General features: G+C 62.0%; 24 protein-coding genes. 14 read left to right on the top strand and 10 right to left on the bottom strand.

Annotated elements, in window-relative coordinates:
- Positions 1-102 precede the first annotated feature (102 nt).
- From K7431_RS08820 to K7431_RS08795, 6 genes are read left to right on the top strand one after another with little or no spacing between them, the layout of a single operon-like run.
- The gene (locus K7431_RS08820) at positions 103-1,197 is read left to right on the top strand and encodes an ABC transporter ATP-binding protein (RefSeq protein WP_012724886.1); all 1,095 of its coding nucleotides are present in this window, start codon (positions 103-105) and stop codon (positions 1,195-1,197) included.
- Positions 1,197-2,294, top strand: coding sequence for an ABC transporter ATP-binding protein (locus K7431_RS08815; protein WP_012724885.1), 1,098 nt, complete (start codon positions 1,197-1,199; stop codon positions 2,292-2,294). The genes K7431_RS08820 and K7431_RS08815 overlap by 1 nt, the downstream gene beginning before the upstream one ends.
- Positions 2,291-3,157: a carbohydrate ABC transporter permease gene (locus K7431_RS08810; RefSeq protein ID WP_012724884.1), complete on the top strand. Its 867-nt coding sequence runs from the start codon at positions 2,291-2,293 to the stop codon at positions 3,155-3,157. Before K7431_RS08815 ends, K7431_RS08810 begins: the two co-directional genes overlap by 4 nt.
- A 10-nt stretch (positions 3,158-3,167) precedes the next feature.
- Positions 3,168-3,968, top strand: a complete 801-nt coding sequence (locus K7431_RS08805) for a carbohydrate ABC transporter permease (RefSeq protein WP_003232361.1) — start codon at positions 3,168-3,170, stop codon at positions 3,966-3,968.
- 10 nt (positions 3,969-3,978) lie between these two features.
- The gene (locus tag K7431_RS08800; protein WP_014718862.1) at positions 3,979-4,251 is read left to right on the top strand and encodes a DUF2160 domain-containing protein; all 273 of its coding nucleotides are present in this window, start codon (positions 3,979-3,981) and stop codon (positions 4,249-4,251) included.
- Between the two features lie 32 nt (positions 4,252-4,283).
- Positions 4,284-6,026 carry an ABC transporter substrate-binding protein gene (locus K7431_RS08795; protein ID WP_012724882.1) on the top strand — a complete coding sequence of 581 codons (1,743 nt, stop codon included), beginning with the start codon at positions 4,284-4,286 and terminating at the stop codon, positions 6,024-6,026.
- Between the two features lie 212 nt (positions 6,027-6,238).
- Here K7431_RS08795 and K7431_RS08790 read toward each other — a convergent pair whose 3' ends face one another.
- Positions 6,239-6,667 carry a hypothetical protein gene (locus tag K7431_RS08790; protein ID WP_012724881.1) on the bottom strand — a complete coding sequence of 143 codons (429 nt, stop codon included), beginning with the start codon at positions 6,665-6,667 and terminating at the stop codon, positions 6,239-6,241.
- Between the two features lie 162 nt (positions 6,668-6,829).
- On the opposite strand from K7431_RS08790, the gene K7431_RS08785 reads away from it, so the two are divergent.
- A complete protein-coding gene (locus tag K7431_RS08785; RefSeq protein ID WP_012724880.1) occupies positions 6,830-7,831 on the top strand; it encodes an ABC transporter substrate-binding protein in 1,002 nt (333 codons plus the stop codon).
- A gap of 23 nt (positions 7,832-7,854) precedes the next feature.
- Here K7431_RS08785 and K7431_RS08780 read toward each other — a convergent pair whose 3' ends face one another.
- Positions 7,855-9,105 (bottom strand): MFS transporter, encoded by a 1,251-nt coding sequence (locus tag K7431_RS08780; RefSeq protein ID WP_043205519.1) that lies wholly within the window; start codon positions 9,103-9,105, stop codon positions 7,855-7,857.
- 179 nt (positions 9,106-9,284) lie between these two features.
- Positions 9,285-10,073, bottom strand: coding sequence for an AraC family transcriptional regulator (locus tag K7431_RS08775; protein WP_043205518.1), 789 nt, complete (start codon positions 10,071-10,073; stop codon positions 9,285-9,287).
- A gap of 86 nt (positions 10,074-10,159) precedes the next feature.
- Here K7431_RS08775 and K7431_RS08770 point away from each other — a divergent pair, with 86 nt between their 5' ends.
- The 4 genes from K7431_RS08770 to aqpZ all read left to right on the top strand — a co-directional run bounded on the left by K7431_RS08770 (position 10,160) and on the right by aqpZ (position 13,725).
- Complete coding sequence (locus K7431_RS08770) at positions 10,160-11,158, top strand: bile acid:sodium symporter family protein (RefSeq protein ID WP_012724877.1); 999 nt, start codon at positions 10,160-10,162, stop codon at positions 11,156-11,158.
- Between the two features lie 86 nt (positions 11,159-11,244).
- Positions 11,245-11,607: a hypothetical protein gene (locus tag K7431_RS08765; protein WP_012724876.1), complete on the top strand. Its 363-nt coding sequence runs from the start codon at positions 11,245-11,247 to the stop codon at positions 11,605-11,607.
- 129 nt (positions 11,608-11,736) lie between these two features.
- Positions 11,737-12,921, top strand: a complete 1,185-nt coding sequence (locus K7431_RS08760) for a sugar transporter (protein ID WP_012724875.1) — start codon at positions 11,737-11,739, stop codon at positions 12,919-12,921.
- 90 nt (positions 12,922-13,011) lie between these two features.
- A complete protein-coding gene (gene aqpZ / locus K7431_RS08755) occupies positions 13,012-13,725 on the top strand; it encodes an aquaporin Z (RefSeq protein ID WP_043205517.1) in 714 nt (237 codons plus the stop codon).
- A gap of 44 nt (positions 13,726-13,769) precedes the next feature.
- Here the strand turns inward: aqpZ and tal are convergent, their stop codons facing one another.
- The 7 genes from tal to K7431_RS08720 form a co-directional block, all read right to left on the bottom strand.
- A complete protein-coding gene (gene tal / locus K7431_RS08750; RefSeq protein WP_012724873.1) occupies positions 13,770-14,693 on the bottom strand; it encodes a transaldolase in 924 nt (307 codons plus the stop codon).
- Between the two features lie 21 nt (positions 14,694-14,714).
- A complete protein-coding gene (locus tag K7431_RS08745) occupies positions 14,715-15,668 on the bottom strand; it encodes a sugar-binding transcriptional regulator (RefSeq protein WP_012724872.1) in 954 nt (317 codons plus the stop codon).
- A gap of 62 nt (positions 15,669-15,730) precedes the next feature.
- A complete protein-coding gene (locus tag K7431_RS08740) occupies positions 15,731-16,531 on the bottom strand; it encodes an SDR family oxidoreductase (protein WP_012724871.1) in 801 nt (266 codons plus the stop codon).
- A gap of 17 nt (positions 16,532-16,548) precedes the next feature.
- The gene (locus K7431_RS08735) at positions 16,549-17,313 is read right to left on the bottom strand and encodes an SDR family oxidoreductase (protein WP_012724870.1); all 765 of its coding nucleotides are present in this window, start codon (positions 17,311-17,313) and stop codon (positions 16,549-16,551) included.
- 144 nt (positions 17,314-17,457) lie between these two features.
- Positions 17,458-18,969, bottom strand: a complete 1,512-nt coding sequence (locus K7431_RS08730) for a sugar ABC transporter ATP-binding protein (RefSeq protein ID WP_052308672.1) — start codon at positions 18,967-18,969, stop codon at positions 17,458-17,460.
- A gap of 15 nt (positions 18,970-18,984) precedes the next feature.
- Entirely contained in the window at positions 18,985-19,917 is a 933-nt protein-coding gene (locus tag K7431_RS08725) for a sugar ABC transporter substrate-binding protein (protein ID WP_012724868.1), read from the bottom strand.
- 50 nt (positions 19,918-19,967) lie between these two features.
- Positions 19,968-20,975, bottom strand: a complete 1,008-nt coding sequence (locus tag K7431_RS08720; RefSeq protein WP_012724867.1) for an ABC transporter permease — start codon at positions 20,973-20,975, stop codon at positions 19,968-19,970.
- A 363-nt stretch (positions 20,976-21,338) separates the two neighbouring features.
- On the opposite strand from K7431_RS08720, the gene K7431_RS08715 reads away from it, so the two are divergent.
- The 3 genes from K7431_RS08715 to K7431_RS08705 are packed head-to-tail and all read left to right on the top strand — an operon-like array spanning position 21,339 to position 24,578.
- Positions 21,339-22,175 carry a transketolase gene (locus K7431_RS08715; protein ID WP_012724866.1) on the top strand — a complete coding sequence of 279 codons (837 nt, stop codon included), beginning with the start codon at positions 21,339-21,341 and terminating at the stop codon, positions 22,173-22,175.
- Positions 22,165-23,097 (top strand): transketolase family protein, encoded by a 933-nt coding sequence (locus K7431_RS08710; RefSeq protein WP_012724865.1) that lies wholly within the window; start codon positions 22,165-22,167, stop codon positions 23,095-23,097. The genes K7431_RS08715 and K7431_RS08710 overlap by 11 nt, the downstream gene beginning before the upstream one ends.
- A gap of 5 nt (positions 23,098-23,102) precedes the next feature.
- Positions 23,103-24,578, top strand: a complete 1,476-nt coding sequence (locus tag K7431_RS08705; protein WP_012724864.1) for an FGGY family carbohydrate kinase — start codon at positions 23,103-23,105, stop codon at positions 24,576-24,578.
- Positions 24,579-24,751 lie beyond the last annotated feature (173 nt).

Genomic DNA, 24,751 nt, shown 5'->3' with positions numbered 1-24,751 from the left:
CCCATTTACGCCATTTCCTTGCGCATCAAGCACTTGCCGTTTTGGCACGAAACTCGCTCTGACACCTGGCCAGATTCATTCCAATAATAAAAAGGTCGTGTCATGTCATTGACCCTGGAACATGTCTCCCGCGTTGTCGAAGGCCAGACCTGGATCGACGACGCCAACCTGCGTTTCGAAGCCGGTTCTTTCAACGTCTTGCTCGGCCGCACGCTGTCCGGCAAGACCAGCCTGATGCGTCTGATGGCCGGGCTGGACAAGCCCGACAGCGGCCGCATCCTGATGAACGGCGTGGATGTCACGCAAAAGCCGGTGCGCCTGCGCAATGTGTCGATGGTCTATCAGCAGTTCATCAACTACCCGACCATGACCGTATTCGAGAACATCGCCTCGCCGTTGCGCCAGGCCGGGGTGTCCAACGAGCTGATCCAGAGCAAGGTGCTGGAAACCGCGAAGATGCTGCGCATCGAGAAATTCCTCCAGCGCCACCCGTTGGAACTCTCCGGCGGCCAGCAGCAACGCACGGCCATGGCGCGTGCGCTGGTCAAGGACGCCGAACTGATCCTGTTCGATGAGCCGCTGGTGAACCTGGACTACAAACTGCGCGAAGAGCTGCGTCAGGAAATGCGCGAGCTGTTCGCCGCGCGCCACACCATCGCCATCTACGCCACCACCGAACCCAACGAAGCCCTGGCGCTCGGTGGCACCACCACCATCCTGCACGAAGGCCGGGTGATTCAGAGCGGCAAGGCGGCCGAGGTCTATCACCAGCCGCAGACGGTGCTGGCCGCCGAGCTGTTTTCCGAGCCGCCGATCAACCTGATGCCGGGGCGCATCAGCGGTAACGAAGTGAGCTTCGCCAATTTCGTGCATTTCCCGCTGAACGTCGACCTGCGCCCCATCGGCGAAGGCGAATTCCGTTTCGGCGTACGCCCCAGCCACATCAGCCTGGTGCCCAGCAACGACGACGACCTGGAGTTGGCGGTGACGGTGGAAGTCGCCGAGATCAGCGGTTCGGAAACCTTCCTGCATGTGCGCAGCGAACACTTCCTGCTGGTGCTGCACCTGCCGGGCGTGCACGAGTATGACGTCGACGCGCCGATCCGCGTGTATATCCCCACCCATAAACTGTTTGTGTTCGATGGCCAGGGCCGTTTGGTCCAGGCCCCCGGGCGCCGTGTCGCGAGGGTTGCCTGATGGCCGAGATCCATTTGCAGAACCTGGCGCATAGCTACAGCCCTACGCCGAGCGGCCCCGAGGACTACGCCATTCGGGAAATGAACCACGTGTGGGAGCAGGGCGGAGCCTACGCCTTGCTCGGGCCGTCGGGCTGCGGCAAATCGACGTTGCTCAACATCATCTCCGGCCTGCTCAGCCCGTCCGAAGGCCAGGTGTTGTTTGACAGCAAAGTGGTCAACGACCTGACCCCGGAAAAGCGCAACATCGCCCAGGTGTTCCAGTTCCCGGTGGTGTACGACACCATGACGGTGTTCGACAACCTGGCGTTCCCGCTGCGTAATCAGGGCATGGCCGAGGCGAAAATTCACAGCAAGGTGCAGGAAATCGCCGAGGTCCTCGACCTGCAAAACCTGCTGAGCAAAAAAGCCCGCAACCTCACCGCCGACGAAAAGCAGAAAGTCTCCATGGGCCGCGGCCTGGTGCGCGACGACGTGTCGGCGATCCTGTTCGATGAACCGCTGACGGTGATCGACCCGCACCTCAAGTGGAAGCTGCGGCGCAAACTCAAGCAGATCCACGAGCAGTTCAACATCACCATGGTCTACGTGACCCACGATCAGTTGGAAGCCTCGACCTTCGCCGACAAGATCGCGGTGATGTACGGCGGCCAGATCGTGCAGTTCGGCACTCCCCGTGACCTGTTCGAACGGCCAAGCCACACCTTTGTCGGGTATTTCATCGGCAGCCCTGGGATGAATCTGATCGACGTGCAGGCCGAGGCGGGTGGGGTGCGGTTTGCCGGCACCCACCTGCCAGTGTCCGAGGCCCTGCAGCAACGCCTGGCCAAAACCGATTACAAGAGATTGCAGGTCGGCATCCGCCCGGAATTCATCCATGTGTGGGACGAGTACAACCCTGACGCCCTGCAGGCCGACGTCTCTCATCTCGAAGACCTCGGCACCTACAAAATCATGACCCTCAACCTCGACGGCGCGCTGCTCAAGGTGCGCCTGGCCGAAGACAAACCCGTGCCTGAAGGCAAGGCCTCCATCAGCTTTCCCGCGCAGTGGCTGATGGTGTACGCCGACGACTACCTGCTGGAGGTGCTGCCATGAACAAGCTGCAGAACAACAAGGCCTGGTGGCTGGTGCTGCCGGTGTTCCTGCTGGTGGCGTTCAGTGCGGTGATCCCGATGATGACCGTGGTCAACTACTCGGTGCAGGACATCTTCGACCAATCCAGCCGCTACTTCGTCGGCGCCGACTGGTACAAGCAGGTGCTGCTTGACCCACGCCTGCATGACTCGCTGCTGCGCCAGTTCATCTACTCGGCCTGCGTGTTGCTGATCGAAATCCCGCTGGGCATCGCCATCGCCCTGACCATGCCGACCAAGGGTCGCTGGTCGTCGCTGGTGCTGATCATCCTCGCGATTCCGCTGCTGATTCCGTGGAACGTGGTGGGCACCATCTGGCAGATATTCGGCCGCGCCGATATCGGCTTGCTGGGGTACAGCCTCAATGCCCTGGGCATCAGCTACAACTACGCAGCCAACACCATGGATGCCTGGGTCACCGTGCTGGTGATGGATGTGTGGCACTGGACGTCCCTGGTGGCGCTGCTGTGCTACTCCGGCCTACGGGCGATTCCGGATGTGTACTACCAGGCCGCCCGTATTGATCGTGCCTCAGCGTGGGCGGTGTTCCGACATATCCAGTTGCCGAAGATGAAAAGCGTGCTGCTGATCGCGGTGATGCTGCGGTTCATGGACAGCTTCATGATCTACACCGAACCCTTCGTCCTCACTGGCGGCGGGCCGGGTAACGCCACTACGTTCTTGAGTCAGACCCTGACCCAGATGGCCGTAGGCCAATTCGACCTGGGCCCGGCCGCGGCGTTTTCCCTGGTGTACTTCCTGATCATCCTGTTGGTGTCCTGGCTGTTCTACACCGCCATGACCCACTCCGACGCCAACCGCTGAGGCCGCCAACATGAGCAAGCGCAAGCTAATTCCGTTGCTGATCTACATCCTGTTCCTGCTGGTGCCGATCTACTGGCTGCTGAACATGTCCTTCAAGAGCAACACCGAAATCCTCGGTGGGCTGACGTTGTTTCCGCAGGATTTCACCCTGGCCAACTACAAGGTGATCTTCACCGACCCGAGCTGGTACACCGGTTACCTCAACTCGCTGTACTACGTGAGCCTGAACACGGTGATCTCCCTGAGCGTGGCGCTGCCGGCGGCCTATGCGTTTTCACGCTACCGTTTCCTCGGCGACAAGCACCTGTTCTTCTGGCTGCTGACCAACCGCATGGCGCCACCGGCGGTGTTTCTGCTGCCGTTCTTCCAGCTGTATTCGTCCATCGGCCTGTTCGATACGCACATTGCCGTGGCCCTGGCGCACTGCCTGTTCAACGTGCCGTTGGCGGTGTGGATCCTGGAGGGGTTCATGTCCGGCGTGCCCAAGGAAATCGACGAAACCGCCTACATCGACGGCTACTCGTTTCCTAAGTTTTTCGTGAAGATTTTTATCCCGTTGATCGGCTCCGGCATCGGTGTGACCGCGTTTTTCTGCTTCATGTTCTCTTGGGTCGAACTGCTGCTGGCGCGCACCCTGACCTCGGTCAACGCCAAGCCCATCGCGGCGGTGATGACGCGCACGGTCTCGGCGTCGGGTATCGATTGGGGCGTGCTGGCGGCGGCGGGGGTGTTGACTATCCTTCCCGGCATGCTGGTGATCTGGTTTGTTCGCAACCACGTGGCCAAGGGCTTTGCCCTGGGCCGGGTCTGAGGAGTCGATGATGGAATGGATGGCCTGGACCACCCCCACCGCGCTGTTCTTTGGCGGCATAGCCCTGATTCTGGCGGGCATGACCACCTGGGAGCTGCGTTCGCCGAGCATCCCGCGGCGCGGTTTGTTACCGATCAGCACCACCCGTGGTGATCGTTTGTTTATCGGTCTTCTCGGCAGCGCCTACCTGCATTTGCTGGTCATTGGCGTTACCGACTGGAGCATCTGGGTGGCGTCCGCGCTCTCCCTGGTATGGCTGTTGAGTGTGATGCGTTGGGGCTAATGCCCTTATGAATAAACAACCAGGAGGTCTCTATGTTGAATAAAAACAATAAGCTGCGACATAGCATTTCATTGGCCGCCGTACTGGCCCTCAGCGGTTTGAGCGCTTCGGCGTGGGCCGATGCGTATGAAGATGCCGCAAAAAAATGGATCGGCAGCGAGTTCAAACCGTCCACCCTCACGGCTGACCAGCAGCTCGAGGAACTCAAGTGGTTTATCAAGGCCGCCGAACCGTTCCGTGGGATGAAGATCAACGTGGTGTCGGAAACCCTCACCACCCACGAGTACGAATCCAAGGTGCTGGCCAAGGCGTTCAGTGAAATCACCGGGATCAAGCTGACCCACGACCTGCTGCAGGAAGGCGACGTGGTGGAGAAGCTGCAAACCCAGATGCAGTCCGACAAGAATATCTATGACGGCTGGGTCAACGACTCGGACCTGATCGGTACACACTTTCGCTACGGCAAGACCGAATCCATCACCGACCTGATGGCCAATGAAGGCAAGGCCTTCACTTCGCCGACCCTGGATATCAAGGACTTCATCGGCATCTCCTTCACCACCGCGCCGGACGGCAAGATCTACCAACTGCCCGACCAGCAGTTCGCCAACCTCTACTGGTTCCGCGCAGACTGGTTCGAGCGCCCGGAGCTGAAAGCCAAGTTCAAGGAAAAGTACGGCTATGACCTCGGCGTGCCGGTGAACTGGTCGGCCTATGAAGACATTGCCAAGTTCTTCAGCGAAGACGTCAAGGAGATCGACGGCAAGCGTATCTATGGGCACATGGACTACGGCAAGAAAGACCCGTCCCTGGGCTGGCGCTTCACCGATGCGTGGTTCTCCATGGCCGGTGGCGGCGACAAGGGCCTGCCCAATGGTTTGCCGGTGGACGAGTGGGGCATTCGTGTGGAGGACTGTCACCCGGTGGGCTCCAGCGTGACCCGTGGCGGCGACACCAACGGCCCAGCCGCCGTGTTCGCCACCCAGAAATACGTGGATTGGATGAAAGCCTACGCGCCACCGGAAGCGGCGGGCATGACCTTCTCCGAATCCGGCCCGGTGCCGTCCCAAGGCAACATCGCCCAGCAGATCTTCTGGTACACCGCGTTTACCGCCGACATGACCAAGCCGGGCCTGCCGGTGGTAAACGCCGACGGCACGCCGAAATGGCGCATGGCCCCGTCGCCGGTCGGGCCTTATTGGGAAAAGGGCATGAAGAAGGGCTATCAGGACGTGGGTTCCTGGACCTTCCTCAAATCCACCCCAGAGAAACAGAAACTCGCGGCCTGGCTCTACGCGCAGTTCGTGACCTCGAAAACCGTCTCGTTGAAGAAAACCATCGTCGGCCTGACGCCGATTCGTGAGTCGGACATCAACTCCCAGGCCATGACCGACCTGGCGCCGAAACTCGGTGGTTTGGTGGAGTTCTATCGCAGCCCGGCCCGTGTGGAATGGACCCCGACCGGCACCAACGTGCCGGACTACCCACGCCTGGCGCAACTGTGGTGGAGCAACATCGCCGCTGCAGCGAGCGGCGAGAAAACCCCACAACAAGCGTTGGATAACCTGGCCAAGGAACAGGACGCGATCATGACGCGCCTGGAGCGCTCCAAGGTGCAACCGGTCTGCGGCCCGAAAATGAACCCCGAGCGTGATGCGCAATACTGGTTCGACCAACCGGGCGCACCGAAACCGAAACTGGCGAATGAGAAGCCGAAAGGCGAAACCGTGAGCTACAACGACTTGCTTAAACAGTGGGAGGCCGCACGCAAGTAAACCCAACAGGGTGCACGCTGTACCTGTGGCGAGGGCGCTTGCTCCCGTTGGCCTGCGTAGCAGTCCCAGTCTTTTTAAACAAAGCGCTGGGGCCGCTTCGCGACCCAACGGGAGCAAGCGCCCTCGCCACGTTTTACGGTGTTTTCACTGCCAGAATCTGCGGCGCCGCCTTCCTCGCCATCCGCAACAGCGCCCACAGGGGGTAGTCGGTATTACGCCGCCTGCGGCTGAATCTGCAACTCACCGTCCACGTCCTTGACCAACCCACTGGCCAAAAACAGCGGTGTCAGGCGTTTATGTAATTGCGGCTCGACAAATTCCTTCACCGTATCCAGCGCCAGCACACCGCTCAGCGGCAGCTCGGCCTTGGTGTACGACAACCAGGCTTTCTTCAACACCTGCAACACATCACTGCCCGCCGTGGTGGCGAAGCGGCGCTGGGTGGGCTTGCCGTCGAAGGTGAAGCTGTGTTGGAACGCATAGCCGCTTTCATCGCCGTTACCGGTGGTGCAGCGGATGCAGGTGCACGGGCCGTCGCCGAATGCGCTGCGCAGGTAGGTGTTGAAGTCCACCACGGGCTTGAGTGACAGGCGTTTATCAACCTCGAACAGGTCCCCGGTCATTTTTTCGTCAGTGTTCAACGTCCATTTCCTCGCTGGTTCGGCAGTTTTTCAAAGCGCGGCACAATAGCAGCCAGGCGCTTGTTTGTGGGCCATTTGCATAACAATAGATCCCGATATTCTTTTCCAGTCTTAAAAAACGTCGCTAGGCTCCATCACCTTCTTAAAACGCGGCAGACTCCCATGACTTTCAAGCGCTCCTCCCTGACCCTGATGGCGGCTGCGACAGCCTTGATCAGTATCGGCGCACAGGCCGAAGGCAAGATCAGCATCGCCCAGCAATTCGGTATCGGCTACCTGATCCTCGATGTGGTGCGCGACCAGCACCTGATCGAAAAGCACGGCAAGGAGCAGGGCCTGGACATCCAGGTGGAGTGGAACAGCATTTCCGGCGCCACCGCAATGAACGAATCGCTGCTGGCCGGCGCGCTCGACGTAGTCTCCGCTGGTGTGCCGCCGATGCTGACGCTGTGGGACCGCACCAAGGGCAAGCAGAACGTCAAGGCCATCGCCTCCCTGGGCTCGATGCCCAACTACCTGTTGACCAACAATCCCAACGTCAAGACCCTCAAGGACTTCAGCGAAAAAGACCGTATCGCCGTGCCCGCCGCCGGCGTGGGTTTCCAGTCGCGCACCTTGCAGATCGAGACCGCCAAGCAGTTCGGCGATGCCCATTACAAGAAGTTCGACGACATCTCCATCAGCCTGGCGCACCCCGACGCGACCGCCGCCTTGATTGCCGGTGGCTCGGAGATCAACGCGCACTTCTCCAGCCCGCCGTTCCAGTACCAGGAGTTGCTCAATCCGAATGTGCACAAGGTGTTGAGTTCCTACGACATCCTCGGTGGCCAGGCGACGTTCAACGTGCTGTACACCACGCAAAAATTCCACGACGAGAACCCCAAGACCTACAAAGCGTTCTATGACGCGCTGGCCGAAGCCGAGAAGATCATCAAGGCCGACAAGCCCGCCGCCGCCAAGGCGTATATCCGCGTAGAGCAGTCGAAGCTGCCATTGGACCTGGTGGAGAAGATCGTCCAGGACCCGGAGATTGACTTCACCATCGTGCCGCAGCGTACCTACATCTACGCCGAGAAATTGCAGGAACTGGGTGTGTTGAAAAACAAAGCCGCGAGTTGGAAGGATTACTTCTTCGAAGAGGCGCATGGCGGCAACGGCAGCTGAGGTTGCCTGGTTAAAGTGAGGGCTCAGTAAGCGGTCGTTCTGCATGGGCGCCTGGCCGCGCCGCGATAGAAGGTAAGAATCGCCAGCAGTTGAACGGTGACGGCCACCATCACCACGGCAACGATCGCCTCTTCCGGGTCGGCAAGGGCAGCGCGTACAAGGCCGAAGCAGGCAGGTGCGAAAGCGTAGATTGCCTGGCTGAGGGCAACCATCAGCGCAATGACCTTCGCGGTATTCTCGTGGCTGAACTCGGTCTGCGCGATTAGCGGTGGGAGCGATGTGGCATTGCCGATCCCGGAACCGATCAGTACGACGGCTATCCAGGCGGCCGCAGGGTGCAAATGCAGGCCAAGCAGCATCAAGGTGCCCAGCAACTGAACCCCATAAGCCAGACAAGCCAAATGGCGACGATTGATGTCTTGGGTCATCCAGTGCGCGGCGATGTATCGCCCGCCCATGGCGCTGGCGGTGGCCAAGCCCATGGCGAATGAGGCAGGGCGGGCGCCCAGGTATACGACCAGGATCGAATACAGATGGGCAATCAATCCAATCTGTGCAAACAGACCAAGGGACATGCCGGCGGCCAGCGTGCGGAATTGTGCTGATCGGAATGTCTGCGCGGTTGTCCAGGGGGTGGCGGGGGCATGGAGCGGCGGTGCTGGCGGCGCGGCGAGATTGTCTGGTTGCTGTCCCACGCTCTGCGGCGTTTTGCCAAACACCCACAAAGCAAACCCGGCAGTCAGCGTAATGGTTGCCAGGGTGATTACCAGGGCCGCGATGGCAAAGCCGAACCGCTCGATCAACAGTACCCACAGCGGTGAGAAGATCACGCCACCCAGGCTGGCACCGTTGTAGGCCTTGCCCAGCGCCTTCGGCCTCCCTTTGATGTACCAGGGCGCGATCAGCGTGTTGACGGCCGCAGCGCCCAAGGTCACCCAGCCGATACCCGAGCACATGGCGCCGAAATACAACACCCACAGCGCGTCGGCTTGAGCCCAGATATTGACCCCGATGCCCAGGATCAGGCTCCCCAGCCAAGTAACCGCGGGCACACCCCAACGCCCGTACAGCCGCGGCAGATTGGCGATGACCAGGGTGCCGCTGAGAAAATGCAGTGTCACCGCCGCTGAAACTTGGGTAATCGGCCACCCGGTGCGATCCATGACGGCCTGCATATAAATCGGCGGGCCGTAGAACCCGACGCCCCAACCAATGATTGCCAGCACGAACGTACACCTGAGTACGGTCTGGCCAAAAAAACGTGTGTTATTCATCGGCATCTCTCCTGGGTTGGCGTGTAGAGTATTCTGCCGATATCGCTGTCACTTCGAGGAGCATCGAACAATGGATGTTGAGTCATCCGAATGGGTGGCTGACGCGAACGCTCGATTCGCGCGCTGACAGTGACTGCCAAAGGGCGCAGGCGCTTGGCCAACGTCCTGTACGGGGATGGTCAGCGGAAAAACTCACCGGGTGTGGCCTCGAACTGTTGCCGAAACGCATTGATAAACGCCGACGTCGATTCATACCCACACCCCAGCGCCACGTCCGTCACCCGCTCGCCTTGCTCCAGGGCGGGCAGGGCGCTCAACAACCGCAGGCGCTGGCGCCAGGCACGAAAGGTCAGCCCGGTATCACTCAAGAACAACCGGCTGAGTGTCTTCTCACTCACCCCCAGCTTCTGGCTCCATTGCCCCAACGTGGTCTGCTGCTCCGGGTGCAGGTTCAGGCTGCGATAGATCTGCCGCAAGCGCGGGTCCAGGGGCAACGGCAACATCAAGTCGATTTGCGCCGCCGCCGCCAACTGATCCAGCAGCACCTGGGCCAAGCGTCCATCCGGGCCGTCCTCGGCATATTCCACCGGCACTGCGCTGAAGCTGCGGATCAACTCGCGCAGCAAACTGCTCACCTCCAACACATGGCAGCGCTGCGTCGCCCACGTGGTGACGCTGCAATCCAGGTACAGGCTGCGCATTTCGGTATGCGGCGAACTGAACACCCGGTGCGGCACTCCCGCCGGAATCCACACTGCACGCTGGGGCGGCGCGACGAAGCGGCCGACGCTGGTCTGGATCTCCAGCACCCCGGAAATCGCGTAGGACAATTGCACCCACGGGTGGCTGTGCCGGCGGGTCAGCGCACGATTAGGCAAGGATTCAGTGCGCCCATACACCGGTCGTGGCAGGCTGGAAAGCCCGGGCACGCTGCGGCGGACGGTCTTGTCATGTCCTTTAGGCGGCATTTGTTGGCTCATTGGCGTTAGTCGGTAACAGGTGGTTACGTTAGAGTCGCGATGACGCTCTTGGCAACCCCCGGAAGATCCTGCTTATGACTCGCCCCCGTTTTCTGCCCGACAACTTCACCCTGACGCTGATCGCCACGGTGATCCTCGCCTCCCTGCTGCCCGCCAGCGGCCAGACCGCCGTGGCATTCGGCTGGGTGACCAACCTGGCCATCGCGCTGCTGTTTTTCCTGCACGGCGCCAAGCTGTCGCGCCAGGCTATCGTCGCCGGCGCCGGCCACTGGCGCCTGCATCTGCTGGTGTTCAGCCTGACCTTTGTGCTCTTCCCGCTGCTGGGCCTAGCGCTCAAGCCGGTGTTGTCGCCGCTGATCGGCAAAGACCTGTACATGGGCATGCTCTACCTCTGCGCCTTGCCGGCCACGGTGCAATCGGCGATTGCCTTCACGTCGCTGGCGCGGGGCAATATCCCGGCGGCGATTTGCAGTGCGGCGGCGTCCAGCCTGTTCGGCATCTTCCTCACGCCACTGCTGGTGACCCTGCTGCTCAACGTGCACGGCGAGGGTGGCTCGACCGTCGACGCGATCCTGAAAATCAGCGTGCAGCTGCTGCTGCCGTTCATCGCCGGGCAGATCGCCCGCCGTTGGATCGGCGAGTGGGTGGGGCGCAATAAATCCTGGCTGAAGTTCGTCGACCAAGGCTCGATCCTGCTGGTGGTGTACGGCGCGTTCAGCGAGGCGGTCAACGAAGGCATCTGGCACCAGATTCCGTTGTGGGAACTCGGCGGCCTGGTGGTGGCGTGCTGCGTGTTGCTGGCCTTGGTGTTGGTGGCCTCCACAGTGCTGGGCAAGGCTTTTGGTTTTAACCAGGAAGACCGCATCACCATTTTGTTCTGCGGTTCGAAGAAGAGCCTGGCCACTGGTGTGCCGATGGCCCAGGTGCTGTTCGCCGGGGCGACCATGGGGGTGCTGATCCTGCCATTGATGCTGTTTCACCAGATCCAGTTGATGGTCTGCGCGGCGTTGGCCCAGCGTTATGCCAAGCGACCGGAGAGCATTCCAGAGCTGATGGGGCAGGTGGATCCTTGATCAATGTCGCAGCCGTTACCGAATAACCTCAAGTAAATGCTCGGCCAGACGACTTAGTGGGTAAGCGCCCAGTCAGGAGTGTCGCCATGAGCAGTAAAGGTATTTCGATGTTTACCAGCCTGCTGTGCCTATGGGCGGGGGTAAGCGATGCGGCGCAAACCGTGGGGCAGGGCACGATTGAATTCAGGGGCAGTATTGTTGAGCCGGGGTGTGCGACAAATGCGCGCAGCGGCTCCGTCGTGGAGTTGAAAGGCTGCGTCCAGGCCAACCGCGGCAGTCGCCTGGAGGTGCGCGAGATGGCGCCGGTTGCCAGTGTCAACGCAGCCCATGTGCGGCTGGTGGCGGACAGCGTCAGCGGGCGTTACTACGACCAGCAGTATGTGCTGGTGGATGGCGCCGGTAAGCGGGTTCAGTCGGGTAACTACGTGATCACGCTGACGGTGCTTTGAGCCCTCGGGCGACGATCCGCATCAACAGCGGGGCCAGAAACCTATAGAATACTCGGCGGCGGCGCTGGTCCCGGGTGGCCGCTTGATCACCGCCCCCGCGTCATCACCGCCAGAGTACCGCGCCGTTCAATGAGCATTTCAGCCGCAACGCCCCAAGCCAATTGGCAACCGGTCATCGCTCTCGCGTTGGCCGCGTTTGTATTCAACACCACTGAATTCGTGCCCGTCGGGCTGCTCAGCGCCATCGGCGCCAGCTTCGACATGCCGGTGTCCAGCGTCGGGCTGATGCTCACCATCTACGCCTGGATCGTGTCCCTGACCTCGTTGCCGGTGATGCTGCTGACCCGTAACGTCGAACGGCGCAAGCTGCTGATCGTGTTGTTCTGCATGTTTATCGTCAGTCACATCCTCTCCAGCGTCGCCACCAGCTTCGGGCTGCTGATGGTCAGCCGTATCGGCATTGCCTTGTCCCACGCCTTGTTCTGGTCAATCACCGCGTCCCTGGCGGTACGCCTGGCGCCGGAAGGCAAGCAGGTGCAAGCCCTCGGCCTGTTGGCCACCGGCACCTCCCTGGCGATGGTCCTGGGTATTCCGCTCGGCCGCCTGCTGGGCGAAGCCATGGGCTGGCGCACCACCTTCCTGGTCATCGGCGCCTTTGCCGCCGCACTGGTGTTCTGGCTGGCGCGCACCTTGCCGCTGTTGCCGAGCCAGAACTCCGGTTCCCTGCGCAGCCTGCCGCTGCTGTTCAAGCGCCCGGCGCTGGTGGCGCTTTACGTGCTCACCGCCATGACCGTCACCGCGCAATTCACCGCCTACAGCTACATCGAACCCTTCGTCGAGGGCGTGGCCGGCATGAGCGGCAGCGCCGTGACCCTGATCCTGCTGGTGTTCGGCGGCGCTGGCATCATCGGCTCGTTGCTGTTCAGCCTGGTGCACCGCTTCAACCCCCACCTGTTCGTGGTCGGCGCCGTGTTTATCCTGGCCGCGTGCCTGGCGCTGATGCTGCCGTTGAGCGGCGCCGAGTCGTACCTGGTGACCCTGAGCATTTTCTGGGGCATGGCAATCATGGGCTTCGGCCTGGCCATGCAATCCAAGGTGCTGGTGCTGGCGCCGGATGCCACCGACGTGGCCATGGCGATGTTCTCCGGCATCTACAACATCGGCATCGGCGGCGGCGCCCTGATGGGCAGCTGGGTCGGCAGCCAGTTCGGCTTCGCCTGGATCGGCGCAGCGGGCGGTTTGCTGGCAGCGGTGGCGTTGATTGGGTATTGCCTGGCGATCAGGAAATTTGGCCAGGGCGTTGTAAACGGTTGATACAGGATAAGTCTTACACAACATTTTGATACCCATTGCTACCGTCGCCCGCGACCGCCCACTTCCCGTGGCGACGGCACTTGAACAGCAATGGAGTCGATTGTGCAAAAGCGTTTGACCGCAGAGTTTATCGGTACGTTCTGGCTGACGTTCGGCGGCTGTGGCAGCGCCATCCTGGCGGCTGCATTCCCGGGTTTGGGTATTGGTTTTGTGGGTGTTTCGCTGGCGTTTGGTCTCACTGTTCTGACCATGGCCTATGCGGTAGGCGGTATTTCCGGTGGGCATTTCAACCCGGCAGTGACCATTGGCCTGTGGGCGGGGCGGCGCATTGACGGCGCAGACGTGCTGCCGTACATCGCGGCGCAGGTCTGCGGCGCGATAGTGGCCGCAGCGGCGCTGTACTTGATCGCCAACGGGCAGCCTGACTTCGCGGTAGGTGGTTTTGCCGCCAACGGTTACGGCCCATTGAGCCCTGGGCTCTTCGACGTGAAGGCCGCGCTGTTGGCCGAGCTGATCGCCACGTTTTTCTTCGTATTCATCATCATGCGCGTGACCGCACCGGGCGCGGTGCCGGGCTTTGCACCGATCGCCATCGGCCTGGCGCTGACCTTGATCCACTTGGTGCTGATCCCGGTGACCAATACGTCGGTGAACCCCGCTCGTAGCACCGGGCCGGCGTTGTTTGCCGGTGGGGAGTACATTGCGCAGCTCTGGATGTTCTGGCTGGCGCCGGTGGTGGGTGGGGTGATGGGCGCCTGGGCGGCGCGGTCGTTAGGTGACGGCGACAAACCAACGCCCGCCTGACGATCATCGGCGGGCGCTCGGGATTGATCGGGGCAGGGCGGGGCTTACAGTGCCGCGAGGACCGCCTCGAGTTTTTCCTGGTCGCGGGCAAACTGGCGAATGCCTTCAGCCAGTTTTTCGGTGGCCATCGCGTCTTCATTGGAACCCCAGCGAAACTGCGCTTCGGTGAGGGTCTGGCGCGACTCGCCGGCCGCCCCCGGATTCAATTGACGTTCCAGCAGGCCCTGGTCTTCATCGAGCTTTTGCAGCAGCTCGGGGCTGATGGTCAGGCGATCACAGCCCGCCAGTTGCTCGATCTGGCTCAGGGTGCGGAAGCTGGCGCCCATGACCACGGTCTTGATGGCGTTGGCTTTGTAGTAGTTGTAGATCCGCGTCACGGACTGCACGCCTGGGTCTTCGGCGCCGGTGTAATCGAGGCCGGTGTTCTTGCGGTACCAGTCATAGATGCGGCCTACGAACGGCGAAATCAGGAACACCCCGGCGTCGGCACAGGCGGCGGCCTGGACGAACGAAAACAGCAGGGTCAGGTTGGTCTGGATGCCGGCCTTTTCCAGGCGTTCCGCGGTGCGGATGCCTTCCCAGGTGGAGGCCAGTTTGATCAGCACGCGGTCGCGGCCGACGCCGGCCTGGTCGTACAACGCGATCAACTGGTTGGCCTTGGCCCACAGCGCGTCTTCGTCGAAGGACAGCCGCGCATCGACTTCGGTGGAGATGCGCCCCGGAATCACTTTAAGAATGCCGCAGCCCACCGACACCGCAAAGCGATCACAGGCCAGGTCCACATCACCCTTGGACAGGCTCACCGCACTGCGCAGCAGCTCGGCGTACTCCGGGATGGCGGCGGCCTTGAGCAGCAGGGACGGGTTGGTAGTGGCATCCACCGGGCGCAGGCGGCTGATGGCTTCCAGGTCGCCGGTGTCGCAGACCACGGTGGTGAATTGCTTGAGTTGTTCGAGCTTGGACGTCATGAGCGGCGGTCTCCAAAAAAGTTATTGGTTAAGGGCCTGTGCGGTGTCCAGGTCGGTGATCAGGATGTCCAGGTAGCCGCCCGTGAGCGCGCCACGAATGGCCTGGACCTTGTTCAACCCACCGGCCAGGCCAAGCACACGGTGGATGGCGCGCAGCTTGGGCAGCGCCACTGACACGACGAATTCTTCATCTTCCTCCAGCACCGGTTTGCCCTGGGCATCGAAGTAGCGCAGGCAGATATCGCCCACCGCGCCGCGTTCGGCGAGCAGGCGCAGCATGTCCTCGGTGTAGTAGTTACCGCTGTTGCGCAGCAGTTGCGAGGGCTCCAGGTCGCCGATGCCAACAATCGCCAGGGTGATGCTGTCAAAGCGCTGCAGCACTTCCTTGACCTCTTCCATCTGCACGATGCGCTGCTTGCTCTGCACCGATTGCTCGATGCTCTGCGACGGCAGCAAAAACGCCGGGCAGTTGAGCAGGGTCGCCAGGCGCTGGGTGAGCAAGGTGGCTTCAAACGCCCCCTTGTGGCCGACGCCGCCCAACAGTTGTACCACCTCCTGGGCGGCCTGTTTGCCGGGTTGCGCATGCAAGTGGCCAACCATGGCGCGAATGGTGCTGCTCCATGACGAAATACCGATATGGTCCTGGGGCGACAGACTGGTTTCCAGGTAGTGGGCGGCAGCCGAACCGATGGCCTGCTTGATGCTCTCGTCATTGCCGGGCTCGGTGGCTTCCACCACGATCACCCGGCGTACGCCGTAGCGGCGCTGCAATTGGGTTTCCAGTTCCAGGTGCAGGCCTTGCAGGCGCATCACCGTGATCTTCACCACGCCTTCCTGCAGCGCCCGGCGCAGGGCGCGGCTGATAAAGGATTGGGACAGGTCCAGTTGCGCGGAAATCTCGGACTGCTTGAGCCCTTCTTCGTAATAGAGGCTCGCGATCTTGGTGATCAGGCGCTGTTCTTCGATCTGGCTCATGAAGGCCTCAGGGCTCTTTATAGTAAAAGGCATGACACAATGGCCGTGAGGATACCAAACCCTTACGACATGATCAGGCCGCCGTCGATATTGATCGCCTGGCCGGTCAGGTACGCCGCATCGTCCGAGGCGAGAAACGCCACCAAACCCGCCACATCCGAGGGTTTGCCGGCGCGGCGCAGAGGAATGTTCTTGACCCATTCGGCCATCAATTCACCCTTGCCGTAGCGTTTTTCGTCGGTGCTGAGGATCTCGCCCCATACCCGGTCGTTGTAGTCCCACATCTCGCTTTCGATGATGCCGGGGCAGAACGCATTCACCGTGATGTTATGCCGCGCCAGCTCCAGCGCCAGGCTCTGGGTGATGCCGATCACGCCCATCTTGCTCGCGGCGTAGTGCGGCGTGTAGATGAACCCCTGGCGGCCCTGGCCGGAGGAAGTATTGATCAGCCGCCCACTGCCTTGCTTGACCATGTACTTGGCCGCCTCCCGGCAGCCGAGCCAGACGCCGGTGGTGTTCACCTGCAGCACCTTGTCGAAATCGGCGCGGGGCATCTTGTCGTAGTGGTCGATGGTGATGATGCCGGCGTTCTGCACCGACACGTCGATGCTGCCAAAGCGCGCGTGACCTTCGCGGTAGAGCTTTTCGATGTCGTCTTCACGGGTGACGTCGATGCCCAGGGCGAGGGTGTCTACCTTGTATTCCTGGGCCAGTTGGTCGGCGGTGAAGGTCACGCGCTCCAGGTCATTGGAGGCCAGGACCAGGTTGGCGCCTTCCTGGGCGAAGCGCTCGGCAATGCCGGCGCCGATGCCCCGGCAGGCGCCGGTGATCACCACAGTTTTACCGCTGAATCGTTGCGACATGACAAGGGTTCCCATGGTTACCAGCACACAAAGCCGCCATCGACCAACAGGTCGACACCGGTGCAGAAAGACGAAGCCTGGCTGACCAGGAAAATCGCCGGGCCGACCATTTCTTCGACGCTGGCCATGCGGCCCATGGGCGTGGTCTGTTCAAAAATCTTCACCTGGTCGGCGACTTCCGGGCGCGAATTCATCGGCGTGGCGGTGTAGCCGGGGCTGATGCAATTGACCCGCAAGCCCTTGTCGGCCCATTCCATCGCCAGGCTTTTGCTCAGGTGAATCACGCCGGCCTTGGAGGTGTTGTAGTGCGCTTGAAGCAAGCCACGGTTGACGATGCTGCCGGACATCGAGGCGATATTGACGATGGCGCCTTTGCCCCGGGGCAACATCACCGCCGCCTGGGCCTGGCAACTGAGGAAGATGCCGGTGAGGTTGATGTCCAGGGTGGTTTGCCAGCGTTGCAGTTCGAGGTCTTCGGCGGCCTGGGCATTGGCGATGCCGGCGCAGTTGACCGCGACGCTCAATGCGCCGAGTTCGGATTCGGTGCGCGCGACCGCGGCATCCAGTGCGGCGCGTTCGGTGACGGTGCCGCTCAAGGCCAGGGCGCGACGGCCAAGGGCTTGGATGCGTTCGACGGTGCTGGCGATGCCGGGGCTGCCTGGTAGATCGAAGCAGGCGACATCGGCACCGGCTTCGGCGAGCCCGACGGCAATCGCCTGGCCAATGCCGCTGCCGGCGCCGGTGACAAAGGCCACTTGGCCCTGAAGACTGAAAAGTTGCATGAATCACTCCATTCTTGAATCACAGTGGATCCCCTGTGGGAGGGGGCTTGCTCCCGATAGCGGTGTATCAGTCATACTTTTTCAACTGAACCACCGCCATCGGGAGCAAGCCCCCTCCCACATTGGATCTTCATTGTTTGTGGGTTATGCAGTAGCCATTTCCATCACCGACACCGGGGTGGCCTCGCCACGCTCCAGGATCCCCATCTGCCGCCCCCGGCTCATCACCATCACCCGATGGGACAGGCCGAGCACTTCATCCAGGTCGGAACTGACCACGATCACCGCCATGCCTTTGGCCGCCAGGTCCGCGATCACTTCATAGATCGCCGCCCGTGCGCCCACGTCAATGCCGCGTGTCGGCTCGTCAAGGATGAACACCTTGGGATTGCGCGCCAGCCATTTGGCAATGATCACCTTCTGCTGGTTACCGCCCGACAAGCTGGAAATTCGCGACTGCGGCGCACCTTTCACCCCCAGCCGCGCCACCGCCGTGCGGGCGAATTCGCGCAGCGGGGCAGGGAACACCCAGCCGCGTTTATCCAGCAGGTCGGTGTTGCCGTAGATCAGGTTGTCTTCGATGCGATGTTCCACCACCACGCCTTGCTGCTTACGGTCTTCGGGCACCAGCACCACGCCGGCCTGGATCGCCTCAAAGGGCGAGCGCAAGTGGCGCACTTCGCCATCCAGCACTAAATGTCCTTGGATGTCCTGGGCCGCGCCAGCGATGGTGCGTACCAGTTCAGTCCGCCCGGCACCGACGACACCGGCAATGCCGAACACTTCACCGGCACGCACGCTGAAGTCGATGCCGTGCAAGGCGAATTCGCGGCAACTCAAATCCTTGACCTGCAACATCACCTGCTCTTGTGGCGCTTGCAGGGCAGGGAAAATCCGCTCCAGGCTGCGCCCGACCATCTGCTCCACCAGTTCGCGCACCGGCACTTGCGCGGTGGCGTGCAAGGCGATCTGGCGACCGTCGCGCAGCACCAGCACGCGGTCGGCGATGCGCGCGATTTCTTCCAGGCGGTGGCTGATATAGATAAACGACACGCCTTCGGCCTTGAGCCGTTCCACCTGCTTGAACAGCAACTCGGTTTCTTCCCCGCCCAAGGCAGCGGTGGGTTCGTCGAGAATCAACAGGCTGGCCTTGAGGGTCAGCGCCTTGGCGATTTCAACCAATTGCTGGGCCGCCACGCTCAGGCCTTCGACCTTGCGCGACGCCGGCACCTTGAGCCCCAGGCGCTCCAACTGGATCTGCGCCTGGGCCTCCATGTACTCGCGGTCCACCCGCCCGTGACGCATGGGCAGGCGGCCGACGAAGATGTTCTCGGCAATCGACAATTGCGGCAGCAGGCGGATTTCCTGGTGGATCAGGCCGATCCCGGCACCCAGTGCCGCACCCGGTGAAGCCGGTGCGTAAGGCGCGCCGAGCCAGGTCATGCTGCCCCCGGCTTCAGGCTGTACCAGCCCGGCGATGATCGACGACAAGGTCGACTTGCCCGCACCGTTCTCGCCGAGCAGGGCCAACACTTCGCCGGGGCGAATGTCCACGTTGACCTGCGACAGTACCTGCACCGGCCCGTAGGCCTTGCTGATATTGCGCAGGCACAGCACCGCGTCGGCGCGGGCGGTGTCCAGGGCTGCTGCTTGCATGACGACCTCCAAGGCTTACGGGTGCTGTTGCAGGAACGGCGCGACGTTTTCTTTGGTGGTCAGCACGGTGGGCAGCAGTTGTTCCCTAGGCACGTCTTTACCGGCTTTGAGGTCGATGGCGGACGCCACGGCCAGACGCCCCATTTTCTGGGTCTGCTGGGTCATGGTCGCGTTCAGCACGCCGCTTTGCACCGCCTTGAGCCCGGCCACATCGCCGTCGAAACCGACCACCACCACCTTGTGATCGAGGTTGCCGACCTTCACCGCCTGGGCGGCGCCCAAGGCCATGGCATCGGCGCGGCCGAAGAACACCGTGATGTTCGGGTCACGCTGGAGCAGGTCCTGGGCCACGGCGAAGCCTTTGTCCTGGGCCCATTCAGCGGGTTGCTGGGCGACGATTTTGAGGTCCGGGAAGGCTTTCAAGCCTTCTTCGAAACCCTTGGCGCGATCATTCTCGGGGGTGGTGCCGAGCTGGCCTTGCAGGATCGCGATGCGGCCCTTGCCGTCGGTGAGCTTGCCGACGTATTCGGCCAGGGTCTTGGCACCGGCCACGCTGTCGCTGGCGATGAAGGTATCGCCCGGTGCATCGGGGGCGTTGCGGTCGACGGCGATCACCGGGATCCCGGCGGCCTTGGCGGCTTTCACCGGCACACCGGCGGCGGTGGCGCCGGCCGGAATGTAGATCAGCACATCGATCTGGCGGGTGATCAGGTCTTCAATCTGGCTGACCTGGGTGGAGGAGTTGCCCTGGGCATCCACGGTGATCACCTTGATGCCCTTGGCCTTGCCCTCGGCTTCCACCGATTGCTTGATCTGGTTGAAGAAGTCGGCCTGCAGGTTGGCCACGGCGAGGCCGATGGTCAGGTCCTTGGCCCAGGTGGTGCCGGCAGCGGTGAGGGTGGCGGCCGCGAGGGCGGTGGCCAACAGCAGTTTCTTGGGGCTGAACATGTCGGTGACTCCTGGTTTTATTGTTGGAGGGTGTCAACTGTCGAACAGGTTTAACGGGCAGTGCTGGAGCGGCGTCGCAGGGTATCGATGGTGACGGCGAGGGCGATGACCACGCCGATCACCACTTGTTGAATAAAGGGCGAAACACCGAGCAGGTTCAGACCATTGCGCAACACGCCAATGATCAGCACACCGACCAGGGTGCCGCCGATGCTGCCGACGCCGCCGCTGAGGCTGGCGCCGCCAATCACTACGGCGGCGATGGCGTCCAGTTCCAGGCTCAGCCCGGCGCTGGGTTGCGAAGAGTCCAGGCGTGCCGCCAGGGTCACGGCGGCGATACCGGCCAGCGCACCGCTGATGGCGTACACCCACAGGGTGATCGCGCGCACCTTGATGCCGGACAGGCGCGCCACTTCCGGGCTGCCGCCCATGGCATACAGGTTACGGCCGCCAGCGCGAAAGCGCAGGAACACCCAGGCCACCACCAGCATCACCAGGAACAGCCCGACGGTTGCCGACAGAAACCCAAAGTGACGCACCGTGGCCAGGCTGGTGAACCAGTCCGGGTAGCCGACGATCTGCCGGCCTTCGGTGAGGATGTTCGCCAGGCCACGCGCCACCGACATCATGGTTAGCGTGGCAATGAAGGGGGGCAGCTTGGCGTAGGTGATCAAGCCGCCGGACACCAGCCCCGCAAGCATGCCGCTGGCAATCGAGATGGGAATCGCAAAGCCCAGCGGCACCGCCTGATCCTGGTAAAGCCAACCGAGCATCATCATCGAGAAGGCCAGCACCGAGCCGACCGACAGGTCGATGCCGCCGATCACGATCACGGCGGTCATGCCGATCGCAAGGATGCCCAGCACCGTGACCTGATCAAGAATGTTCAGGCCATTGCGCAGCGAGAAGAAGAATTCGGAACTGAAGGAGAAGACCAGCACCAGCAGCACCAGGCCGATCAGCGGGCCGCCGATATTGCTGGGGAGCAGTTTCACCAACCGTGGGCGGTGGGGCGGCTTGAGTTCGGCCGGGTGCTGGACAATAGCTTTGGCGTCCACAGTGTTCTCCTGATTTATTTTTTTTGGAGTGCTTTCAAGCGCGTTGAATATTTATGCGTGCTTGACTGTTAATTCAGATTCCAGTGACACCGTGTCAAAGTCAAGCGCTTAATTTTTCCAATATGCCTCTAGGGCGCCACTTTCACCCCGCGCAAAGCCACGGGATAGATAAGCGCGCGTGGGATTTTGGCCGTTTGTCCGAGGGGTATTTCCCGTTTTTATTTCATTTTTCCACCGGTCATTCACTTGACCTGCTGAACGTTCGGCGTCTAAATAGAAATATATTGTCATTGCTGAATAAATATTCAAACACAGCTTTGCACACGTTCACCCCCGCGTGGTCAGCCTCAAAGGAGCCGCTGCATGAATGCCTTCCAGTACGACGCCCACCAGATCAAAGAACAGGCCCGCCTGATCCGGCGCCATGTGATCCGCCTGAATGCCGACTCACCGGCCGGTGGCCACACCGGGGCCGATCTTTCGGAAACCGATATCCTCGCCACCCTGTATTTCCGCATTCTCAATACCGGGCCGGAGCGTATCGAAGACCCTGAGCGCGATATCTATATCCAGAGCAAGGGCCACGGTGTCGGCGGCTTGTACTGCTGCCTGGCGCAGGCGGGCTACATTCCCGTGGACTGGCTGCCCACCTACCAACACTTCAACTCCCACCTGCCGGGCCACCCGGTGCGGCAGAAAACCCCCGGCATCGAACTGAACACCGGTGCCCTCGGCCACGGCTTGCCGGTGGCGGTAGGGCTGGCGTTGGCGGCGAAGATGTCCGGCAGCAAAAAACGCATCTACGTGCTGACCGGCGACGGAGAACTGGCCGAAGGCTCCAACTGGGAAGCGGCGATGGCTGCCGCCAAATACGGCCTGGATAACCTGTTCGTGATCGTCGACAAGAACAAGCTGCAACTGGCGGGGTTGACGGCCGAGATCATGCCCCTCGACCCGTTGGATGTGAAATGGGCGGCCTTCGGCTTCCGTGTCAGCGAGTGCGACGGCAACGACGTGGGCCAGTTGATCGAAGCCTTGGAAAGCATGCAGGCCAAGACCGGCGTGCCCCAGGTGCTGATCGCACACACCATCAAAGGCAAGGGCGTGTCGTTTATCGAAGCCCGTCCCGAATGGCACCACCGCGTGCCCAAGGGTGATGAAATCAACGCGGCACTGGAGGAGTTGAGTCATGGCGAGTGAACATCTGGCGAGCGTCATGGTGGAGGCCTTTATTGCCGCCGTCGATGCCGGACTGGACGTGGTGCCGGTGGTCAGCGACTCCACCTCCACGGCCAAGATCGGCCCGTTTGCGCAGCGTTTTCCCGAGCGGTTGATCAATGTCGGCATTGCCGAGCAGTCGCTGGTCAGCGTCGCCGCCGGCCTGGCCCTGGGCGGCAAGATCGCCGCGACCTGCAACGCGGCGCCGTTCCTGATTTCGCGCGCCAACGAGCAGATCAAAGTCGACGTTTGCTACAACCAGGCCAACGTCAAAATGTTCGGCCTGAATGCCGGCGCCAGTTATGGCCCGTTGGCCAGCACGCACCACAGCCTCGACGATATCTCGGTGATGCGCGGCTTTGGCAATGTGCAGATTTTCGCCCCGGCCGACGCGATTGAATGCCGGCAGATCGTCGACTATGCGCTGCGCTACCACGGCCCGGTGTATATCCGTCTCGACGGCAAGGCCTTGCCGGACGTGCATACGGGCGACTATCAATTCGTGCCGGGGCAGGTGGATATCCTGCGCCAGGGCGCGGACGTGAGCATCGTCGCCCTGGGCTCGGTGGTGCATGAAGCGGTGGACGCGGCACGGGTTCTCGCGGAGCAGGGCATCCAGGCGCAGGTGATCAACCTGTCGTCGATCCGGCCGTTGCAGCGTGACGTCTTGCTTAGCGCCCTGAGTGGCACGCGGGCGGTTATCACCGTCGAGGAACACAATATCAACGGTGGCGTCGGCAGCCTGGTCGCCGAAGTGCTGGCCGAAGCCGGGCTGGGCATTGCCCTGGTGCGCCTGGGTATTGGTGATGGCGAATATGCCGCCGCCGGCGCCCGCGAACCGACCCGCGCCTTGCATAACATCGACGCGGCTGGGATTGTGGCGGCTGCCACTCGGTTGCGGTGAAGGCGATGACGAATAACACTCCGCTGATCCTGGCGATAGATGAAGGCACCAGCAACGCCAAGGCGGTGCTGGTCAACGAACGCGGGCAGGTGATTGCGCGGGGCTCGCGGCCGCTGAGCATCACCCATCCGCAGCCGGGGTTTTCCGAGCAGGACCCGCTGCTGATCTGGTACAGCACCCTGGCCGCCATCGAAGAATGCCTGGCCCAAGTGGACCGGCCGATCACCGCGCTGGCGATCAGCAACCAGCGTGAATCGGTGGTGGCCTGGGACCGGCATACCGGCGAAGTACTGTCGCCGTGCATCAGTTGGCAATGCCGACGCTCCACCGCGTTGTGTGCCCAGTTGCATGAGCAGGGGCATGAGGCACTGATTCTGGACAAAACCGGCTTGGCGTTGGACCCGATGTTCTCGGCAGGCAAGTTCCGCTGGATTCTCGACCACCTTGAGGATGGCCACGCACGCGCCGCCGCCGGCGATATCTGCCTGGGCACGGTGGACAGCTGGCTGCTGTGGAAGCTCAGCGGCGGTCAGGTGTTCGCCACCGACTACTCCAACGCGGCGCGCACTCAACTGTTCAACCTGCACACCTGTGCCTGGGACCCGGTGCTGTTGGACCTGTTCCAGATTCCACTGGCCGCATTGGCGCCCATCCAGCCGAGCGCCGGCTTTTTTGCGGAAACCGTCGCGGCGGGTGGTTTGCCCGCCGGCATCCCGGTGATGTCGATGATCGGTGACTCCAACGCTGCGCTGTACGGGCAGGGCGGTTTTGCGCCGGGGCTGGTGAAAGCGACACTCGGCACCGGCTCGTCGTTGATGACGCCCATGGGCGGCCCGATTGCCTCGACGCACGGGCTGTCCACCACCCTGGCCTGGCATGACGGCGGCCAACCGACGTTCGGTATGGAAGGCAACATCGTCCACACCGGCGCCGCCGTGCAGTGGGCTTCGCGCCTGGTGGCGGGGGAATCCCTGGATGTGCTCACCGAGCAGGCCGCGCAACTACCCGACAACGGTGGCGTGTATTTTGTGCCGGCGCTGTCCGGGCTGGGCGCGCCACACTGGCAGGCGGATGCACGTGGCTTGATCTGCGGGCTGACCGAGGTCACTTCCGGCGCGCATATCCTGCGGGCGTCGCTGGAGTCGATTGGGTATCAGATCCGGGATGTCTTCGAGGCCATGCAGCAGGACATCGGCAGCCCGTTGAAGGAGCTGTGGGTGGACGGCGGCGCGACGCGCAACCGTTGGTTGATGCAGTTTTTGGCTAACCTGTTGCAACGCCCGGTGGTGCGCAGCCTGTCGCCGGAGGTCTCGGCGCTGGGCGCGGCGCACCTGGCGGGGAGGGCGTTGGGGGTGTGGGTGAGTGATGAAGCGCTGGGCGCGCTGGAGCGGCAGCGGGAGCGGTTTGAGCCGCAGGATGATTGCGCGATGGCGGGGCGTTATTCAGCGTGGAAAAAGACGCTGGCTCGGACACTGTTGTGACGTGTAGGCGTTTGCTCCCGCTCCATCTAACGGTTAGACCGCGATGCAAATGTGGGAGGGGGCTTGCCCCCGATAGCGGTGTGTCAGTCGATTCATCAGGTGACTGATTCAGCGCCATCGGGCATCGGTATCTACACAATTCTGGCTATAGCGCGGGACCTGTGGCGAGGGAG

The sequence above is a fragment of the Pseudomonas fluorescens group sp. genome (assembly GCF_020093335.1).
In the GTDB taxonomy this organism is placed as follows: domain Bacteria; phylum Pseudomonadota; class Gammaproteobacteria; order Pseudomonadales; family Pseudomonadaceae; genus Aquipseudomonas; species Aquipseudomonas petroselini.
Note: the sequence above shows the minus strand (reverse complement) of the source record. Positions and strands in the feature narration are given on the sequence as shown.

Excerpts from the sequence above, each read along its gene's own strand:
- K7431_RS08820 (WP_012724886.1), top strand. The coding sequence starts at position 103 with ATGTCATTGACCCTGGAACATGTCTCCCGCGTTGTCGAAGGCCAGACC.
- K7431_RS08815 (WP_012724885.1), top strand. The coding sequence starts at position 1,197 with ATGGCCGAGATCCATTTGCAGAACCTGGCGCATAGCTACAGCCCTACG.
- K7431_RS08810 (WP_012724884.1), top strand. The coding sequence starts at position 2,291 with ATGAACAAGCTGCAGAACAACAAGGCCTGGTGGCTGGTGCTGCCGGTG.
- K7431_RS08805 (WP_003232361.1), top strand. The coding sequence starts at position 3,168 with ATGAGCAAGCGCAAGCTAATTCCGTTGCTGATCTACATCCTGTTCCTG.
- K7431_RS08800 (WP_014718862.1), top strand. The coding sequence starts at position 3,979 with ATGGAATGGATGGCCTGGACCACCCCCACCGCGCTGTTCTTTGGCGGC.
- K7431_RS08795 (WP_012724882.1), top strand. The coding sequence starts at position 4,284 with ATGTTGAATAAAAACAATAAGCTGCGACATAGCATTTCATTGGCCGCC.
- K7431_RS08785 (WP_012724880.1), top strand. The coding sequence starts at position 6,830 with ATGACTTTCAAGCGCTCCTCCCTGACCCTGATGGCGGCTGCGACAGCC.
- K7431_RS08780 (WP_043205519.1), bottom strand. The coding sequence starts at position 9,105 with ATGAATAACACACGTTTTTTTGGCCAGACCGTACTCAGGTGTACGTTC.
- K7431_RS08775 (WP_043205518.1), bottom strand. The coding sequence starts at position 10,073 with ATGCCGCCTAAAGGACATGACAAGACCGTCCGCCGCAGCGTGCCCGGG.
- K7431_RS08770 (WP_012724877.1), top strand. The coding sequence starts at position 10,160 with ATGACTCGCCCCCGTTTTCTGCCCGACAACTTCACCCTGACGCTGATC.
- K7431_RS08765 (WP_012724876.1), top strand. The coding sequence starts at position 11,245 with ATGAGCAGTAAAGGTATTTCGATGTTTACCAGCCTGCTGTGCCTATGG.
- K7431_RS08760 (WP_012724875.1), top strand. The coding sequence starts at position 11,737 with ATGAGCATTTCAGCCGCAACGCCCCAAGCCAATTGGCAACCGGTCATC.
- aqpZ (WP_043205517.1), top strand. The coding sequence starts at position 13,012 with ATGGAGTCGATTGTGCAAAAGCGTTTGACCGCAGAGTTTATCGGTACG.
- tal (WP_012724873.1), bottom strand. The coding sequence starts at position 14,693 with ATGACGTCCAAGCTCGAACAACTCAAGCAATTCACCACCGTGGTCTGC.
- K7431_RS08745 (WP_012724872.1), bottom strand. The coding sequence starts at position 15,668 with ATGAGCCAGATCGAAGAACAGCGCCTGATCACCAAGATCGCGAGCCTC.
- K7431_RS08740 (WP_012724871.1), bottom strand. The coding sequence starts at position 16,531 with ATGTCGCAACGATTCAGCGGTAAAACTGTGGTGATCACCGGCGCCTGC.
- K7431_RS08735 (WP_012724870.1), bottom strand. The coding sequence starts at position 17,313 with ATGCAACTTTTCAGTCTTCAGGGCCAAGTGGCCTTTGTCACCGGCGCC.
- K7431_RS08730 (WP_052308672.1), bottom strand. The coding sequence starts at position 18,969 with ATGCAAGCAGCAGCCCTGGACACCGCCCGCGCCGACGCGGTGCTGTGC.
- K7431_RS08725 (WP_012724868.1), bottom strand. The coding sequence starts at position 19,917 with ATGTTCAGCCCCAAGAAACTGCTGTTGGCCACCGCCCTCGCGGCCGCC.
- K7431_RS08715 (WP_012724866.1), top strand. The coding sequence starts at position 21,339 with ATGAATGCCTTCCAGTACGACGCCCACCAGATCAAAGAACAGGCCCGC.
- K7431_RS08710 (WP_012724865.1), top strand. The coding sequence starts at position 22,165 with ATGGCGAGTGAACATCTGGCGAGCGTCATGGTGGAGGCCTTTATTGCC.
- K7431_RS08705 (WP_012724864.1), top strand. The coding sequence starts at position 23,103 with ATGACGAATAACACTCCGCTGATCCTGGCGATAGATGAAGGCACCAGC.